The 17,706-nt window shown below is 33.8% G+C and carries 14 protein-coding genes; 5 read left to right on the top strand and 9 right to left on the bottom strand.

The genetic code is table 11. The annotated features are described in order from the left end of the window. Positions 1 to 37: 37 nt before the first annotated feature. On the bottom strand, positions 38 to 1,360 hold the full coding sequence (locus tag T335_RS0105645) for a helix-turn-helix domain-containing protein (RefSeq protein WP_026476671.1): 1,323 nt from the start codon (positions 1,358 to 1,360) through the stop codon (positions 38 to 40). Between the two features lie 296 nt (positions 1,361 to 1,656). Here T335_RS0105645 and T335_RS0105640 point away from each other — a divergent pair, with 296 nt between their 5' ends. After that, positions 1,657 to 1,842, top strand: coding sequence for a hypothetical protein (locus T335_RS0105640; RefSeq protein WP_026476670.1), 186 nt, complete (start codon positions 1,657 to 1,659; stop codon positions 1,840 to 1,842). Positions 1,843 to 1,960: 118 nt separating this feature from the next. On the opposite strand, the gene T335_RS0105635 is transcribed toward T335_RS0105640, so the two are convergent. The 4 genes from T335_RS0105635 to ftsE form a co-directional block, all read right to left on the bottom strand. Beyond that, positions 1,961 to 3,178 carry a S41 family peptidase gene (locus tag T335_RS0105635; RefSeq protein WP_051569157.1) on the bottom strand — a complete coding sequence of 406 codons (1,218 nt, stop codon included), beginning with the start codon at positions 3,176 to 3,178 and terminating at the stop codon, positions 1,961 to 1,963. Positions 3,179 to 3,673: 495 nt separating this feature from the next. Next, the gene (locus T335_RS0105630) at positions 3,674 to 4,810 is read right to left on the bottom strand and encodes a murein hydrolase activator EnvC family protein (protein WP_026476668.1); all 1,137 of its coding nucleotides are present in this window, start codon (positions 4,808 to 4,810) and stop codon (positions 3,674 to 3,676) included. A gap of 21 nt (positions 4,811 to 4,831) precedes the next feature. Then, complete coding sequence (gene ftsX / locus T335_RS0105625) at positions 4,832 to 5,728, bottom strand: permease-like cell division protein FtsX (RefSeq protein WP_026476667.1); 897 nt, start codon at positions 5,726 to 5,728, stop codon at positions 4,832 to 4,834. Next, positions 5,718 to 6,395, bottom strand: coding sequence for a cell division ATP-binding protein FtsE (ftsE, locus tag T335_RS0105620; protein ID WP_330371189.1), 678 nt, complete (start codon positions 6,393 to 6,395; stop codon positions 5,718 to 5,720). Before ftsE ends, ftsX begins: the two co-directional genes overlap by 11 nt. Before the next feature lie 277 nt (positions 6,396 to 6,672). On the opposite strand from ftsE, the gene T335_RS0105615 reads away from it, so the two are divergent. Together T335_RS0105615 and T335_RS0105610 are read left to right on the top strand one after the other, a co-directional pair. Next, positions 6,673 to 7,245, top strand: a complete 573-nt coding sequence (locus T335_RS0105615; protein WP_051569156.1) for a 5-formyltetrahydrofolate cyclo-ligase — start codon at positions 6,673 to 6,675, stop codon at positions 7,243 to 7,245. A gap of 147 nt (positions 7,246 to 7,392) precedes the next feature. Next, positions 7,393 to 7,884, top strand: coding sequence for a hypothetical protein (locus T335_RS0105610; RefSeq protein WP_026476664.1), 492 nt, complete (start codon positions 7,393 to 7,395; stop codon positions 7,882 to 7,884). 408 nt (positions 7,885 to 8,292) lie between these two features. Here the strand turns inward: T335_RS0105610 and T335_RS19990 are convergent, their stop codons facing one another. Both T335_RS19990 and T335_RS0105600 read right to left on the bottom strand, forming a co-directional pair. Continuing rightward, positions 8,293 to 10,683 carry a Lon protease family protein gene (locus T335_RS19990; RefSeq protein WP_034327803.1) on the bottom strand — a complete coding sequence of 797 codons (2,391 nt, stop codon included), beginning with the start codon at positions 10,681 to 10,683 and terminating at the stop codon, positions 8,293 to 8,295. Positions 10,684 to 10,836: 153 nt separating this feature from the next. Then, entirely contained in the window at positions 10,837 to 12,054 is a 1,218-nt protein-coding gene (locus T335_RS0105600) for a LysM peptidoglycan-binding domain-containing protein (protein WP_026476663.1), read from the bottom strand. A 303-nt stretch (positions 12,055 to 12,357) separates the two neighbouring features. Here T335_RS0105600 and T335_RS19985 point away from each other — a divergent pair, with 303 nt between their 5' ends. Continuing rightward, positions 12,358 to 13,299 carry an LCP family protein gene (locus T335_RS19985; protein WP_051569155.1) on the top strand — a complete coding sequence of 314 codons (942 nt, stop codon included), beginning with the start codon at positions 12,358 to 12,360 and terminating at the stop codon, positions 13,297 to 13,299. 210 nt (positions 13,300 to 13,509) lie between these two features. On the opposite strand, the gene T335_RS22205 is transcribed toward T335_RS19985, so the two are convergent. Next, positions 13,510 to 13,683, bottom strand: coding sequence for a hypothetical protein (locus T335_RS22205; protein WP_156943632.1), 174 nt, complete (start codon positions 13,681 to 13,683; stop codon positions 13,510 to 13,512). A 397-nt stretch (positions 13,684 to 14,080) separates the two neighbouring features. Between T335_RS22205 and T335_RS0105585 the strand changes: the two genes are divergently transcribed. Then, positions 14,081 to 14,578, top strand: a complete 498-nt coding sequence (locus T335_RS0105585; protein WP_026476662.1) for a hypothetical protein — start codon at positions 14,081 to 14,083, stop codon at positions 14,576 to 14,578. A gap of 173 nt (positions 14,579 to 14,751) precedes the next feature. Here T335_RS0105585 and T335_RS0105580 read toward each other — a convergent pair whose 3' ends face one another. Next, positions 14,752 to 17,568 carry a phosphodiester glycosidase family protein gene (locus tag T335_RS0105580; protein WP_026476661.1) on the bottom strand — a complete coding sequence of 939 codons (2,817 nt, stop codon included), beginning with the start codon at positions 17,566 to 17,568 and terminating at the stop codon, positions 14,752 to 14,754. Positions 17,569 to 17,706 lie beyond the last annotated feature (138 nt).

The raw sequence follows: 17,706 nt of genomic DNA, 5'->3' as shown, positions 1-17,706 counted from the left end.
AAAATTCCCCCTTATTTTATTATCCTCCACAATTAGTCTACAAAAAACTTCTTCTCATTTTAATAAGATATTCTTCAACCTTTTTGTCGTCTCCCAGCTTAAGATATATATTTGAGTAGAAGCTATAGAGGTCTGCCTTATATGTACTTAAGTCCTTCTCGATAATTGTTTTCTCTGCCGTCTCTAAATGGGCTAGGGCTGTTTCGTAGTCTTTTGTTTTTAAATAAAGATCTGCAAAGGCAAAGTGCATGTCTAATATTACACGTTCTTTTCCTACCCTATGGGCTAAATGCAGGGCATTTTCTAGCAAACTAACTACTAGATCGTAATCCTTTAATATACTATAACATTTTGCCTCCATTAAGTATAGGTCAGGTAAATAGTTTATATTTACCTCTTTCTTTATTTCATTTGCTTTATGAACGAAAACCAAAGCCTCTCGGGGTTTTTTCTGTAATAAAAATAATTCTGCGTAGTTATCATAAAGTAAAAATAAGGTTTCTTTATTTAATTCTCTTTCATTGTTTTGTAGTTTATCATAGGTTTTAAGGGCTTTTTCATAGTTTCCGATGTCTCGATAGGTACTACCTTCTATTAATAACGTCTTATCTAAAATTACTTTAAAGTAAGGATCATCCCATTTTAATCCCCTTAATAGATTAATATGGCTTAGGGCTAAGTCGTAGCGCTTCATCAGACGATAGCATAATATCTGATTATATAATGCTAACACCTTTCTTTTTGCTTCATCTTTTGGCTTATAGACCCTTGCCGTATCGTATGCCTTAACATAATGGATTAAGGCAGTATCTAGGTTCATCTGCAATTTGTAGACACATGCTATTGAATTGTACATTCTAGCCGTTAAGCCATGGTCATTTGAACGTAGAGCGTATTCTAGCACGTCCAAGTACTCTGTTAAGGCTTCATTATACTGATAATTATGATAGTAAAAGTTACCTCTGATAATTTTAAAATCTGCTAATTCCTTCTCTAAACCCCACGTTTTGATGTGATTTAAAATTTTATCGAAGGTATTCTCTAACAGTTGTTGGTCTACATTCCCTTTATCAATCACCTCTTGTAGATGTTTGATGTCTTCTTTAATGGTTCTTCGAGCTTCATCTTCCTCTGTTTCCATTAAATATTCGGCAGTAATTTTTTGCCCCAATCTTTCGTAATAAACATTTAAGCAGTCAGCTATAATTTGGGCTGTATGCCAAGTTAAGTTCCGTTTATTACTTTCAATCATGCTTACAATACTTTTAGATAATTCATCCTTAGTCAAGGCATCTTGCGTTAATCCCATAGCCAAGCGAAGTCTTTTAATCTTCTCACCTGGCCCAATCCGCTTTGCCATTTTGTTCCCCCTCCTCATTTGTTAAAATAAAAACCTATACATTGTTAATTATATTATAGTTATATTTACTTTATGTGATTTTTATTTAATGTATATTACTATATTATCTAATTTATTACATAATTTCAATAGTTTTTTAATCTTTTTTAAAACATTTTTACTCTTAGTAAACACTTGTGTTGACATCTGTTGTTAAATACAATTGATGTGTTTGTTTTTTTTATGAAAGGATATATACTATAATTGTATTATTTGATATATGTATATAAAACTACATTACGAAGGGATTTGTTCTAATGAAAATACTTTATTTAAGTGATTTGGACAAACATGGTCACCATGTATATGAATTTTCCTATAACGCAAATTACGACAAACATTGGAATGCAAACTCTTTATACGTTGATGACAATGATTTTAGTAATAGTTTAAGGGAAGAAGCTGATTTTTTTTGGATTCAAGGAGTTTTTGAAATTGCATAACTCAAATTAAATATCAAAATAGTTTAAAACATAATTTTATAAACATTAATTAAGGCAGGTATCCATAAAGAATACCCGCCTCTTAGTTAATTATCTTTTATTAATTATCTTTTATTAATTAATTCAATTTCTCTCTAATGACTTCTATCGCTTTCTGCAATTGTGTATCTTCACTAGGTTCAATTGAAGTAGCTCCCTTTAATTCTTCAGGTAGCTCAATAATAATATTAGGTTCTACACCAGTACCATGAATGTTGGTACCATTTGGTGTAAAGTATTGAGATACAGTGTATTTAAAACCTGTTCCATCTGAAAGGGGTTTTACTTGTTGAACTAATCCCTTACCAAAGGTGGTTGTTCCAACAATGGTACCTGCTCCACTATCCTTAACTGCTCCTGCTAAAATTTCTGAAGCACTGGCACTTCCTTGATTAACCAATAAAACTAATGGATAATCTATTTTACCCTTTCCAGATTTCATAACATCTTGCTTTCCTTGTCGATCTTCAGTATAAACAATCACCTGTTCTCCCAGTAGTCGATCTGCTATTTTAACGCATTGACTTAACAGTCCGCCTGGGTTACCTCTTAAGTCTAATACTAGGCCTTTAATATTTTGTTTTTCCAACTGCTTCAAGTGAATCTCAAAATCATCAGAAGTTTTTTCATCAAAAGAGGATATTCTAATATAACCTATTTCTCCTTCTAATATTTCTGATCTTACCGTCTGAACTCTTATTTCTTCTCTTATAATCTCAACTTCGAAGGTATTTGGTATACCATCCCTTCTAATGGTTAAGGTAACTTGAGTACCTGGTGTTCCCTTCATTAACTCAACTGCATTTTCTAGACGATCTCCATAAATAGCTACTCCATCAACCAACAGAATTCTATCCCCTGTTGTTAAACCTGCCCTTTCTCCTGGTGTACCCTCTATAGGCGATACTACCGTTACATATCCATCTTCCCCCGGGGTTACGATAACTCCAATTCCTCCAAAAACCCCAGAAGTCCTTGTCATTAAATCGCTAAACTCTTTCTCAGTTAAATAAGTAGTATAGGGATCTCCAACTGCTTCGAACATACCTGCTACTGCTCCTTCTGCCAAAGCCTCCATATCTATTTCTTGATAATAATTTTCTTCTAAGAAACTACTTAATTGAAGTAATTTACCATAACGGGATTGTATTTCTTGATAATATTCATGGGTATTTTTACTAATTAAATACATCTGACCTGTTCTGACTCCAATAAAGTTTACGACTGTCATATTTAATACAGTGGTTAATACCACAATGACTATAGCTCCAATCAATGCTTTTTTCTTACTGATCATTGCACTTCTCCCCTCTTGTCAGATTACATTTTATATCCTTCTATCTAACTTATTAAATAACATTATATCATATTCTTATTATGACTTAAAATCTTTCAAATTAAGGATCTTACTTTATTATTTGTCCATAAGTCGAAAATAGCCCTAAAATCGTAATCTTTCCTAATAAAATTATGTTCTTAAATAGGATTAAATACTTATCATATTTTTCCTATTCAGATAATAAATTAACTTAAAAGGAGGATTTGCTATTGATTACCAGCAAACGTATTAGTTTATTGATACTAGGAGTAGCTATTTTAATATGGATTTTTTCTAGATATTTAGGTAACTAAATCAAAACAAAGTCCAAATACCCTAAACCATAAAAATACCCTATAGGTGAGTTTTGCTCCACACTATAGGGTACATTTGCATTATGTTATTATAGTTTTAATTTTTTATTATATAATGTATATTGTATTTGGTATTTTATACTCTATTTCTATGTCTATTCTATCTTGAATTAGATAAATAAGACATAGGGTCTACATATTGTCCATTTACCCTTACTTCAAAATGTAGATGGGGGCCTGTTGACATACCCGTGCTTCCTGCTAGAGCAACTCTATCTCCCCGTTTCACTTCTGTTCCTACCGATACTAGTAATCTAGAGTTATGGGCATATAAAGTGGTAATTCCACCGCCGTGGTCAATAATTAAAGTTCTACCATAGCCCCCCATGTCACCTGCTGAAACGACTCTACCATCGTTAGCCGCCACGATAGGGGTCCCTGTTGGTGCAGGTATATCTATCCCAGAATGGAAACGATTTGTTTTTAATATCGGATGGATTCGGTTCCCAAAAGGAGAAGAAATTCTTGTCATCCCTGGGACAGGCCATGCCATTACTCCGCCAGAATAATCTTTCCCACTATTACCCATTCTAATAATCATTGAGGTAATATTATCGGCTTCACGTTTTAATTCATCTTCCATTTTTTCAAGTTCTTTACGATCTGAAACTAATTCTTGTCTAAGTCTTTCCTGTTGCCCCCTAGATACTACTAAAGTGTCTCTCTTACTGGCTACTTCAGCTTTTAAGGAAACTAATTGTCTTTGGTCTGTTTCTAACTGTACTTTTTTATCTTCTATTAAATCTCTTTGGTCTCTTAATGATTTTAAAAGATCAATATCATGTTGTACAATTAATTTCACCATATCTAAGTTTGTTAGAAGTTCTTGAAGGTTCTTAGAACTTAGTAACACTTCAAGATAACCCACATTACCCCTACGGTACATCACATTTAACCTTGAACCAAATAAATCTGATTTCTCTTCTATTTCTTCTTCTGCTACAACTAGTTCTTGTGTTGTCGTTCTAATTTGTCCTTCTACAGTTGTAATTTGTCGTGCTAATTGCTTTTCTTCTTCCTCTGTCTTCTCGATATCTTGATTAATTTTTTGCAATTGTGCCAGTACACCTTGTTCTCTCTTTTCAAGTTCCTTTATTCCTTTAGTAACTTCTTCGGTTTTACTATTAATGTCATTTAATTGTTCTCTTAATCCCTGCGTATCATTTGCAAAAACAGTAACTGTTGTCACCAAGATAATCAATGCGATTAAAATTAATTTTATTCTTTTAAAATGCACTTTCTAGGGGCCCCCTTCCAACTAAACTTTTAAATGCTTTCTTAAGGATATAATACTTCCTAAAGCACCAACACCACTTCCTAACACCACAAACATATATGTTGTTCTTTGCATCATGGTATCAATAGGTAGTAAATATCCACTAAATATTGCTGTGAATCTAAGGTTGATTGCTTCTAATGTGTATTGGTATCCGTAATGTACCATCAATAGTGCTAATACAGCACCTATTAAACCTAAAATTACACCCTCCACCACAAAGGGCCATCTAATAAACCAATTGGTAGCTCCAACGTATTTCATGATATTTATTTCTTGTCTTCTAGCATTTAGGGCCAACTTAACTGTGTTGGAGATAATAAACATTGCTACAAGAATTAAAATAAATATTAACACTAAACCAATTGTTCTAATAAAGGTCGCCATTCGTAATAGATTTTGGATAATTTCTTCGTTATATCTTACTTCATCAATACCATCAACATTTTCTAAGACTGCTACAACTTGATGGGCAGTCTCAATATCCCACAAATGAATAATATAGGAATTAGATAAAGGATTTTCTTGGAAAAACTCCAGAAGATATCCCTCTTCTCCCCAGCTTTCCTTATAATTGGCTAATGCCTGCTCTTTAGATTCATATTCAACCATTCGAACATCGTCAAGGGCATTGATCACCTGTCCTACTCTTGCAGTTTCCTCTTCTGTTAAATCTTCCTCTAAATATACACGAACTGTATCGAAATCTGATTGAAGGGTCTCGGCTGCATTATTAATGTTTAATACTAAGATGATGATTAACCCTAAAACCACCAATGATGCCGCAACTGAACCGATTGAAGCCAAACTCATCCCTCTATTACGCCATAACCCAACAAAACCTTGTTTAAAAATGTATCTGACGGTTCTAATCTTCATAGCCATATGCCCCCTTTGCTTCGTCTCGAATAATTCTGCCTTTTTCGAGGGCAATAACCCTTTGTTGCATTACATCTACAATGTCTTTTGCATGGGTTACCATTAAAATTGTTGTACCTCTTCTATTAATTTGTCTTAAAACCTTCATAATTTCCCAGGCTGTTTCTGGGTCAAGGTTACCAGTAGGCTCATCGGCAATTAATATTGAAGGGTTATTAACAATGGCTCTTGCAATTGAAACCCTTTGTTTTTCTCCTCCAGATAATTGATGGGGATACTGGTTAGCCCTTTCACTTAGCCCTACCATCCCTAACATCATGGGGACTTGCCTTCTAATTTCCTTTGATGAGGCTTCGACAATTTCCATAGCAAAAGCTACATTTTCAAAAACCGTTTTATTAGGTAAAAGTCTAAAGTCCTGAAAAATAACCCCTAGGTTCCTTCTTAAGTAGGGTACTTTTCTTCTTGAAACCTTTGTAATATCTTGATTATCGAGATAAATTTTACCCGATGTAGGTTCTTCCTCTTTTAATAATAGCTTAAAAAAAGTAGATTTACCTGCTCCACTAGGTCCAACTAGAAAAGCAAATTCTCCTTTTTCTATTTTCAAATTTACATTCGTTAAAGCTTGTACACCATTAACATATTTTTTAGTTACGTTACTCATTTCGATCAAAGTTATCAACTCCTGTTATCCACAATATATTCTTCGACATAAAATCTATTTTTCCTTCTTAAAAACAGTAGAGATCTTTGGGAAAATGTACCTAGTTTTTCATTAAGTGATATAATAAAAGATAAATTTCAATAATAATCCTTTTTTCGCATATCTACTGTATTCATTATAACAATATATAAGCCTTAATTTCAATTGTATTGATTACCAAAATTCGATACAATAGATAGTAAGTAACTGGAAATTGAAGCTTTAGGAGGAAGAAATAATGAAAAAAATCATTCGACAGGAAATTTTAAACAAGAGAGAAGGCCTTGACCAGCAGGCTGTACAGGAAAAAAGCGAAAAAATTTATGATCTGTTAACTGCCACTGACCATTATCAAAAAGCTCAATGTGTCATGCTTTTTTTATCTTTTCGAAATGAAGTAGACACTAATAAAATCATTCAAGATCTATTAAAAGCTAATAAACGAGTATTTATTCCCGTAACAGTTCCCAAAACAAAAGCTTTAATAGTCTCCGAATTAAAGGACCCCATTAATGATCTTGAGGTTGGTACATTTGGTGTGCTAGAACCTAAAAAAGAAGCCCTTAGACCAGTTTCCCCCGACCTATTAGATTTAATTATTGTTCCAGGGGTAGCCTTCGATAAAAGAGGCTATCGCATCGGCTATGGAGCTGGATATTATGATCGCTTTTTGCCAAACATTAACCCCCAAGTTCCTTTAATTGCCCTTGCCTTAGAGGTTCAAATGATTGACTTAGTTCCAAATGATAATTATGATTTTCCAGTTCAATATATTATTACTGAAAATCAAATTATCACCTGTCGAGGGTAAATTCTAGAGAATTCATCTATTCCAACGGTAGGCGAAAAATTTGGAAAAAGAATGTATTGCAATGTGGATTTTCTGAAAATATGGAATGTGGATTTTATTTAAGCAATGGGAATTTAAATAAAAATAAATTGATTGGAGGAAATACTAATGAGTAAATACGAAGAAGGGCTAAAGATCATTGAAGAAAGGTGCGGCAACAACAAGGATAATGTTATCTCACTTGCAACTATTGCGACAGAGCCAAGTGCTGATGGAAATCCCATACCCATTGTCCGTGATATAGATGCATATTATGAGGAGGGCGTTTTTTATGCTGTAACCTATGGTAAGTCAAATAAAATGCATCAAATAGCCCAAAATAAAGAAGTTGCATTTTCAGTTAACTTCGAGTGGTTTTCTGGCAATGGAATAGGTGAAAATCTTGGTTGGGTATTAGACCCGAAAAATGCTGAAATAAGAACTAAACTTCGTGAAGTTTTTGCCCCATGGTACGATGACGCAAACAATGAGCAAGATGAGAATTGCTGTATTTTAGCAATCCGCCTTACGAGAGGTACAGTAATTAAAGATCACGGTGCTGTCCGTTACAATATGGACTTTGTGAATAAGATAGAAACAAATGAAGGAATAATTATATAAAACAGCCAGGTAAATATTCATACTTCTACAATACTTCTACGCAATAACATAGTACATAACCCAATAAGGCAGGGCGATTTTAGCCTTGTTTTATTTTTTGCAGAATAATTAAAATAACCCCCTAGTAAAATAGTAACATTACTTTTAAAAAAGCCAAGAGTTATAATCAATATCAAGTACTATAATTAATATCAAGTGATATAACCAATATCCAGTACCATAATTAATATCAAGTAATATAACCAATATCCAGTACTATAATCAATATTGAGTGTATTTTGATACTCCCTAATGTAATAATGGAGTGGAATTCAAAGAATCCCACCCCATTTTTAACAAAGAGCCTATTAAATTTTAACCCCCATCTAAACCATCATCTATTCAAGGCAACAGATTTCCTACCCTGCTTTATTTCTCTTTTTTATTATTTTTAGATAAGTTTTCTAGCTTTTTATTAATTAGATAGTTTAGAGTGCCTTCTGGGTATTGGCCCCCTTCATCCTTTTCTCCCATAGGGATTCCAGTTAATATTTCAATCCCCTCTTCTACACCACCAATGGCATAGATATGGAATTGTTTATTTTTAACAGCTTCAACTACCTCTTCTTTAAGCATTAAATTTTTTACATTCTGCTTAGGAATAATAACCCCTTGATCTCCGGTTAAACCATTATGTTTACATACATCATAAAAGCCTTCTATTTTCTCATTAACGCCACCAATAGGTTGTATTTCTCCCTTTTGATTAATGGAACCTGTTACTGCTATAGATTGCTTTATCGGCACTTCTGCAATACTAGATAGGATGGCATATAGTTCTGTACTTGAAGCACTGTCTCCATCAATCATCGAGTAATTTTGTTCGAAACTAATACTAACTGAAAGGGAGAGGGGGTTCTTTTGAGCATATTGACTTCCTAAGTAACCACTAAGAATTAATACACCTTTATCATGGATACTACCACTCTTTTTAACTTCCCTTTCGATATTAATAATACCCGATTTTCCCTGATAAGTATTAACGGTTATACGACTTGGCTTTCCAAAGCTATATTCCCCTGTTCCCATCACTACTAAACCATTAATTTGTCCTACCTTTTCTCCTTCTACATCCATCAATAAAGTACCATCTTTAAACATTTCATTAAGTTTTTCTTCGTATTTGCTGTTGCGATGTATCTTTTGTTGAATGGCCTTTTCAACATGTTTCTTGAGAATAAGGGGCTGCCCATCCATCTCTGCCCATGCGTCAGCTTCATATAGAATCTCCACAATTTTATTAAATAGAGAACTTAATTTCTCTTGGTGATCAGCTAATCGAGAACTATACTCTATTACCCGAGCAACAGCTTCCTTATGGAAATGTTTTAATCCTTCCTTTTCACAATGGGATGCAATAAATCTTGCCATTTTTAATATATTTTCATCATCCTTTGTCATTTCTACATCAAAATCTGCCATTATCTTAAATAGTTTTCTAAAGTCTTCATCTATGTGATACAGTCCATGATAAATTTCCGAATCACCAATTAATATTACTTTAGTTTCTAAGGGAATTGCTTCCGGTTTTAGGGTAGATGTCACAACATAGCCCATCTGTTTATTTAAAGACTCTATATTGATTTCACCCGTTTTTAATGCTCGCTTTAAGGTCTCCCAACCATAGGGCTGTGAAAGAACTTCCCTAGCATTTAATATTAAAAATCCTCCATTAGCAGCATGTAATGCCCCAGGCTTTATTTGCATAAAGTCAGTTTTTAAAATTCCCATTTCATTTTTATATTCAATTGTACCAATTAAATTATAAAGGGTAGGGTTACTTTCATTAATAATAGGGGCTTGATCTAAATCTGAATTATCTATAAACAAATTAACCCCATATCGATTTAAGAATTTATCATCTTTTTGTACCTGCATCATTAATAACTGTTCCACTTGGTTATCTTCTTTTTTATCGTTAAAATGTTCAAGATTCTCAACAATATCCTGCTCCAAATGATTAATATACTCTACAATGGACTTTCTATGACCATATCGCTGTATTAACTTGGTAATATAGTAATTAACAACATTGTATCCAACTTCTTCATCTAGTTTAGTTAATTTGATACTATATTCTTCTTCTAAATCCTTCACTTTATTTAATGTATCCATCGTCTCAATGGCTAATTGATTTGAAGCCTCTCTAATCTTTTCCACTTCCGAAATAGGTAAATGACTATACTCTTCTTGCTTCATTGGTCTACCATCTAATAAAGGAATAGGTACTAATCCCCCCTCCGATTCTTTAAAGGTGAACTGATACTTTTCGGCAATTTTGTTTAATTCTGCTATAATCACTTGATTTTTTTGAGAAAATTCACGATATAGTTCACTCTTTTTCGTCTCGTAATCGGATGATGTAAAGGTTAATGGAATTTCTTTTAGTAATTGTTCCACCAACCACTCCATATCTTTTTTAAATTGTAACCCTAAGCCGGCTTCCATACACAGGGCTTTAGGCCGGTCTGGGTTCTTAAAATTATAAACATAGATCCAGTCGTTAGGAATCTCCATCTCTTCTGCTAGCTTTTCTGTAATGGAGTGGGAATAGCTACTACGGCCTGTCCCACTTAAACCAGCAATGTAGATGTTATAGCCTTTTTTCTTCATCTTTAGACCGAAGGCTAATGCATTAACCGCCCTTTCCTGCCCGATGATTCCTTTTAGTGGTCCCAAGTCAGAGGTTGACTCAAAATTTAGATCTTCTATCCTGCACCGACTAGTTAATTGTTTTTCATTTAAGCGAAGTTTTTGCATATAAATCCCCCCTCTGTTTATTAGTTTATATATACCTATTTTCTAGCAGATTAACAACAAAAATCCTAATCTTCCGATATTTTTGAAAAAAAGAAAATGATAATAATCTTTTTTATGACTATTATCATTTCCTTTTTAATTATTATTTATTGATTATTTTCCCCCAGCTCTTAGTACATTGGCTTGGTGGTTAGCATCACTTCTACCATCTACATGTCGTGTGCTGTTTAAGAAATATAAATCAAAATGTCCATTAAAACTATTATTAGTAATATATTGAATATCGTGGGGTAATGAACTAGCTGAAGCAGCAATTCTTCTACCGTCAACTTCAACAATAACTGCTCGTGTTGCCCAACTAAAATTACCGCCCCATACTTCCTTCATAATATTTGCATCTCTAGCTGTTAGGGGTTCAGTATCGGCATGATTAGCTCCAATTGTACGTTTTGCCTGCCAACTTCTACCTGTTTGAAAATCAATAATTGTAAATATTTTTCCGATAGGTACAACGTATTGTGCTTCCGTCCACCAATCTAGTAATTCGCCAAATCGAGGCCCAGGGGTTGGTTTAACCGGAACTTGATATACAGGAATTGTTAGTTTTTGACCAATTCTCAACACACTATTATCCGTCAGTCCATTAACTTGCTTTAGCTCTGCAAAGGGAATTCCATATTTAATTGAAAGGTTCCACAAATCGTCTCCATTGGCTACAGTATGGGTTGTAAAGGTCTTTGTTACTCCACTACTCGATTGATTCCCTTGGTTGTTATTGTTACTATTGTTACTGCTACTATTGTTACTGCTACTATTATTACTTGATGTATTAGGGATAAGTAATATTTGCCCTTCATAGATATGTTGACCAGCCTTTAGATTGTTTAAATCTAATAGTTGCTGTAAATTGACATTAAACTTTTGACTAATTATCCATGGTGTATCATTTCTTTCTACTCGATACTGTTGGGTTTGGGCAGATGTGGTTGATGGGATTTTTAATATTTGTCCAGGGTATATTTGAGAACTAGCTGTTAATCCATTTACCTTTAAAAGTTCACTTAAACTTACACCCAAACGATTGCTAATTAACCACGGCGTATCGTTTCTTACAACGGTATAATTAGTCAATTGCCCACTTGATGGCACCATTACTGTTGCTCCTACCCATAAGTTTGGATTAGCCCGATAGTTGGGATTTAATTGATAGATCCTCTCTAAGCTTGTATTGTATTGTTGAGCTATTTTCCATAGGGTATCTCCACTTCTAACGGTATGGGCTTGATTTGCAAAGGTAAAGCCTGCGGTAGAAGTAAAGAGGGTTGCAGCTAAAGTAGTTCCTACAATGATCTTTTTTATGTTTTTCTTCATTAGGTTGCCTCCTTTTGTAGAATTATCCTGTCCTTTAATATAATTCTAGGAGCCCCCCCTATATCCTTGATGTAAATTATGGTTATCTCTTATAGAAAGCTTCATTTACTTATATTTCATGTACCCCCTTAGCTATTGATATGTTTTTATCTCCCCACTAAAGAAGAACTATTCCTTTTATATATTATAATACAGCTATGCTATTGTCTTTTAATCTGATTATTACTATTTTAACAATATATGATATACTATAACATATGAAGTATTACATGAAGGGTTAATTACCCTACCAAGGAGGAGTTTATGAAAGGGTTTATAAAGGAATTTATGAAAGATTCTATGAAGGAATTTAAAAAAGTCTTTTTTATCAGTTTTATTATATTTTTAGTTTTCTTTATTCCTCTGGCCTTTTATATAGGCAATATAATTGGAAACTTGCAGGTGGGCATAAATGTAGAAGTGGCTGAACCAGATGAATATAGAGACAAGCTTGAAGAAGGTAACAAAAACAGCAAGCAAGAAAATATTCTATTGATTGGTGTTGCCGATGGGTCTTTAGCCGATACCATTATGCTTATTAATTATAATCGCAAAGGAAATACTGTCGATTTAATCAGTATCCCTAGAGATACCTATTACCCAAGGGAAGGATACAATACTGCCCATCAAAAGAAGATCAATGCTGCCTATGGTGTTAGGGAAGATAAGGCTTATTCCATGATGAAGGCCGTCAGTAATCTGTTGGATATCCCCGTCCATCATTATATAGCCGTTGACTTTGATTCGGTAGTAACAATTGTAGATGCCCTTGGAGGAATTGAAATAGACATAAAGGCAGACATGAAACACACCGATTATGCCGCTAGTCCACCTCTCATTATAAACTTTAAAAAGGGACAAACCCTACTTATGGGGCAAGATGCGTTAAAATACTTAAGATATAGAGAGCCTAAAGAGGCCGACCTCGGAAGAATTAGACGGCAACAGGAGTTCCTTGCTGTACTTGTTAATAAGGCAGTAAGACCTACTAATATTCCTAAGTTATTAAATATTGCATCTGATTCTGTTGAAACCAGTTTAAGTATAAATGAAATTTTAAACTTAGCTAATACCTATAGAAACAATAATACTAAGCTTGAAACCTATACTTTGCCGGGCAAAGGAGAATATATTGGCCCAACAAGTTACTATATACTTGATGAACAGAAGACTAAGGAGCTAATACGAGAAATTTACGAAAATTAAGAGGATACCATTATAATTATTGCACTTATTTCTATATCTCTATCAATAAAAGGTGGTGCTCCTTATTAGATATCCTGTTAAATAAGGGTAGACCGTAGGTTAAGAAACATTCTACGGTCTACCCTTATTTATTTCTTTTTGTTTTTTAAAGGCAAGTATTTATTAATTATAATCAAATGTGGGCTTCTACTATACTTTTTTACTTTAAGTTCACTTGGCTTTTTTATCTTTTAATTTGTTTCTATCTGTAAATATTGATAGTATTACTGCAACAATAAATGCAATAGCAATCCTATAAAGAGAACTATCAATCCCTGCTATAAGCAAAGATAATTCCAAAATAACATAAATCCCAAAAAACTTTAAACCACTTTTAAAATCCATAGTTCACCTCCAGTTACTTTTTAACAACCTATCATTTAGATTTCACTTTGTTTATTTATTATTTTATCATCATCAATACATAAATCAATACTTATTGCTTGTTAAAATTATTAAATATAAATATTTCAGAATTTTTGTTCTATTAATCCATTTACTTTTTTTTATTTTATAGTAATATTTATTCGTTAACTAATTTAGCTAAATTAACTTAACTAACAAAAGGTGGAATTAAAATAAAAAACAACTTATCAAAAGTATTATCAGTATTAATTTCCTCAGTCATTGTAAAGATATTTTAGATATATTTAGATTTAGATATAGTTATTAAATATTATAAGTATACATGGACTTGTAGCTACGCTATCAACACAAGCCCACAGAATGGGGGTAGGTTTTATTGAAAAATAACAAAAAATTTATAGTAGGATTGGCTTTGGTTAGTGTTGTAATACTATACTTTTATGCTAACATGTTTATCCAACATAAAAGGACACAAGTTTTACTTTACTCAAATCTTGTTTCAGTAAACTATCAAATTATTGAGGGTATAAGAAATGAAGATGAATTCCTTTTAAAGCATACTTATCAATATTTTAGTTTGGCTAATAGTATGACTGACCCTAAAGTTTCAAATGAGGGAACACAGTATATAAATTATATGAAAATGATTTTGGGGCTATATACAGTGGAAGAATTAAAAGATATTGAGTTGGAAGAAAGATTAATTGATTTTAAATTAGATTATATTAATACAGGATATGGATTGAGTGTATTATCTCCTCCAAAGTTAATGTCATTCCTAAAGCTTGAATTTATACCTGAAATAAGATATACGGCAGAAACGATAGAATTGTTAGAGTACCTAGAAAGATTAGCAGACCAAAAAATTGAGTAATATTAATTATTTTGTTAGACAAAATTACAAGGAAGTAAGAATAGGATATAGACAACAAACAATTAAGTTACACTGAAAAAAAGCTCTAATGGAAGTGTTTATTCCATTAGAGCTTTTTTAAAACGGTCTACCCTTTTCTACTCTCTTCTTTTTAGGTTAATGTTCCATATCAGTTAGTTAAAAACCGATCTTATTTGATAGGTAACCTCATTACCCAATACATTAAACTCAACATATCTGTAGGCTTCAGTAGGACTTGTGGGTCTTTGTTGATGAAGGCCCGTTGCAATATATCTTACCCCATTATAGAGGTTTACTTGTAGGTCTTCTCCTCCATAAAGTACAAATATGTTTCTACCCTTTTCTGCTTCTTTTGTTAGGATTTCTGCCAACAGTTCAGCCTCTAAGCCATCACTAAAGCCCTTCCCACCCCAAATAGGGTTCGGTAGAATAATAAAGACATTATTCTTCTTACTAGTTTCTAATTGTTGCTTTAGGTAAGGCCATTGTTGGAAGTTGGTTTGTCTTAATCCATTCTTACGGTTATCTAGCCTAATAATTAAGCTATTTTCATCCTCTAAATGGGTATGTCCAGCAACTGCCGATACATAAGGTGTTTTTATATCACTTCTAATACCTGCCCCAACCTCTCCAGTAAAGAGGGCTCTATTGCTATTTTCATTTATCAATTTAATAATATTGTTATTAACATAGCGATCTAGAAGGGTACTTTTTTGTTGTAGCCCTATCCCACTATGGGCAGTAATTACTGTTCCTTTTGTAGCAGCAGGTCTGTAAAGGGGGTCTTTTATCACATTTGATGTAGACGAGCTTACAGTCACGTTAGAAGGATATACCGCCTGTAGGTCATCAAAGATTAATGTACCCTTTGCTTTTTCATTACTATTTGTCTCTGCTACATACAGTCGATCTATTCTAACTGGGTATGAAATGTTAGATGGAAGCGTTGCCTCAAGATATTTCCAGCCAGTCCAGTCAACCCCTTTTGAAAAATCAATAATGTGGGCTGTACCATTGGCATCAAAAACCCTTCCTCTAATCCACTGTTTTGACTGGGCACTTGCATTCACCCATACTCCAATTCTACTTGGGCTACCATTAATAGTGATCCCACCATTACTATAGTCCATATAGGCTGCTCTAGTTACATCTGTTGTTGTGAAATCATATTCTAATGCTACTGCTTTAGAGTTATTTCGCCCGTTATTTACCAACGTAACAGAACCTGTAACTTCCTGTGGGAAACTATTAAATCTGACCTTCATTTCATTAAAGTTATCCAAAGTTACCTCTACCTGTTGATTACCTATGACAACCGGAATCGTACCTTTGCCATTTTTATAGGTCGCCTCTAATTGAGATTGCCCACTATTATTTCCTGCTGTATATACCCCATTGGCTACAGTACCTAGCCCCTTTGTATCTTTCCAAGTAATTAGTCCTGCATTAATAGGTGCCCTATAGCCTAATGGGTCAACTCCTATTACACTTAAATTGGCCGTTCTACCTTGTGATAGGGTAATTGATTTAGGCGTAATCTCTAAATTTGCAGGTTCATCCAATACCTTAACACTCACTTCTGTCGTTTTCCCTAAATATTCAACCACAATAGTAGCATTACCAGCTCTATTCGGGGTAAAACGATTACTATTAAAGGTCCCACTACCTTCTTTTACAGAATAACTTACCTTTGTAGGATCTACCCAAAACGGATTATAATTTGTATCATATGCTGTAACTCTTATTTCAACAGAAGTATCTTTAAATACATTTTGATTTGCTGCTACAGCCTTAAGTCCTTCTATATTTCCTTGAGGTAAGTTAGATATAACAGCTAAGCCGTTTATGATTCTTCTCTCTGCACCATCAGAAGGAGTATTAATAACCCTTGGTGCATAGCTTCCTAAGGGTCTCGTTATCATGGTTGTAGAACCACCACCATCCATAATAACAGCTTCATGACTTCCTAACTCAATCAGCAATCTTGCTAAACGGGTTCCATCAAGTCCTGGCCATGAGCTATTTCTACCATCTACCGTTACAAGAATTAATTTACTTCTATCCTTAGTAACACCAACTGCAGTTCTAGGAGCATTTCCTGTCACATTTGTTTGGGTAAAGTTTGGCACAACTTGTCCATTACTTACAAGTAAGGTTCCTCCCCCCATAGCTAACTTTAGATTTTCAATTCCGGGAGTTATTTGAATGTCAATAGTAATACGGTCTCCTACATTTAGGTTATTAGCTAATTGTCCACCATTAACTCCTGAAGCCATAATAATATAACCATTCTCAGGAATCTGAACTGCTGGTAAAGCTTTTCTTACTTCAACAACAACATCATTGACAACAACAACCTCCACCATATCGGGACGATCACTTGCGACCCCTGGCGAATGGGTTCCCCAGTTTCTATCAATTACTGTAATTAGCTGAAATCTTGAAGAAAGTTTGTTGATAGCCCCTAGTCTTAATTGCTTACCTTGATCAGTTTTAAGGTTTAAGGTATAATCTAAATACTCTGCAAAAGCATTATTATTGTTATTAATGTATAGGGTTCCTAACTGATTATTGATTACTGGACTACTGATCATCCTTCCATCTTTAACCATAACCCCCATTGGTGAATCTGGGTTTGTCATATAAAAGAAATCACCGTTAATAGCCCCTACTACATTTTTTTGTCTACTAACCATTGTCGAAAGAGTTTCCTTCGTAGTTAAACCACCAGAACTTTGTAATAGGTCTAATTCAAGGGTATCATCCATCAAGTCAACATACATAACATTAGCATTTAGCCATCCATTCTGGTCGAAGCGTTGGATATGACTCTGGGTAACTCCTCTAGATATTCTCTCTGTTGTAACTCTTTCATAAAAACTATTATTTGCAAAAGCTCCTGAAGATAAGCTCAACAGAAATACTACAATCAGCAAACTTGCAACTACTTTTTTCTTATGTAGTTTCATTGGCAATGCCCCCTTAGTTGTCCTTTTTTGGAAGTAAATAAGTATCATTTATTAGTATATATCAACCACCTACAATGTCCATTACAAGCAGATTACAATATTATTAAGTTTTGGTATTAAAAAAAATGACATGATTTT

The organism is Alkaliphilus transvaalensis ATCC 700919, assembly GCF_000621485.1.
GTDB classification, from domain to species: domain Bacteria; phylum Bacillota; class Clostridia; order Peptostreptococcales; family Natronincolaceae; genus Alkaliphilus; species Alkaliphilus transvaalensis.
Note: the sequence above shows the minus strand (reverse complement) of the source record. Positions and strands in the feature narration are given on the sequence as shown.

Excerpts from the sequence above, each read along its gene's own strand:
- T335_RS0105645 (WP_026476671.1), bottom strand. The coding sequence starts at position 1,360 with ATGGCAAAGCGGATTGGGCCAGGTGAGAAGATTAAAAGACTTCGCTTG.
- T335_RS0105640 (WP_026476670.1), top strand. The coding sequence starts at position 1,657 with ATGAAAATACTTTATTTAAGTGATTTGGACAAACATGGTCACCATGTA.
- T335_RS0105635 (WP_051569157.1), bottom strand. The coding sequence starts at position 3,178 with ATGATCAGTAAGAAAAAAGCATTGATTGGAGCTATAGTCATTGTGGTA.
- ftsX (WP_026476667.1), bottom strand. The coding sequence starts at position 5,728 with ATGAAGATTAGAACCGTCAGATACATTTTTAAACAAGGTTTTGTTGGG.
- ftsE (WP_330371189.1), bottom strand. The coding sequence starts at position 6,395 with ATGAGTAACGTAACTAAAAAATATGTTAATGGTGTACAAGCTTTAACG.
- T335_RS0105615 (WP_051569156.1), top strand. The coding sequence starts at position 6,673 with ATGAAAAAAATCATTCGACAGGAAATTTTAAACAAGAGAGAAGGCCTT.
- T335_RS0105610 (WP_026476664.1), top strand. The coding sequence starts at position 7,393 with ATGAGTAAATACGAAGAAGGGCTAAAGATCATTGAAGAAAGGTGCGGC.
- T335_RS19990 (WP_034327803.1), bottom strand. The coding sequence starts at position 10,683 with ATGCAAAAACTTCGCTTAAATGAAAAACAATTAACTAGTCGGTGCAGG.
- T335_RS0105600 (WP_026476663.1), bottom strand. The coding sequence starts at position 12,054 with ATGAAGAAAAACATAAAAAAGATCATTGTAGGAACTACTTTAGCTGCA.
- T335_RS19985 (WP_051569155.1), top strand. The coding sequence starts at position 12,358 with ATGAAAGGGTTTATAAAGGAATTTATGAAAGATTCTATGAAGGAATTT.
- T335_RS22205 (WP_156943632.1), bottom strand. The coding sequence starts at position 13,683 with ATGGATTTTAAAAGTGGTTTAAAGTTTTTTGGGATTTATGTTATTTTG.
- T335_RS0105580 (WP_026476661.1), bottom strand. The coding sequence starts at position 17,568 with ATGAAACTACATAAGAAAAAAGTAGTTGCAAGTTTGCTGATTGTAGTA.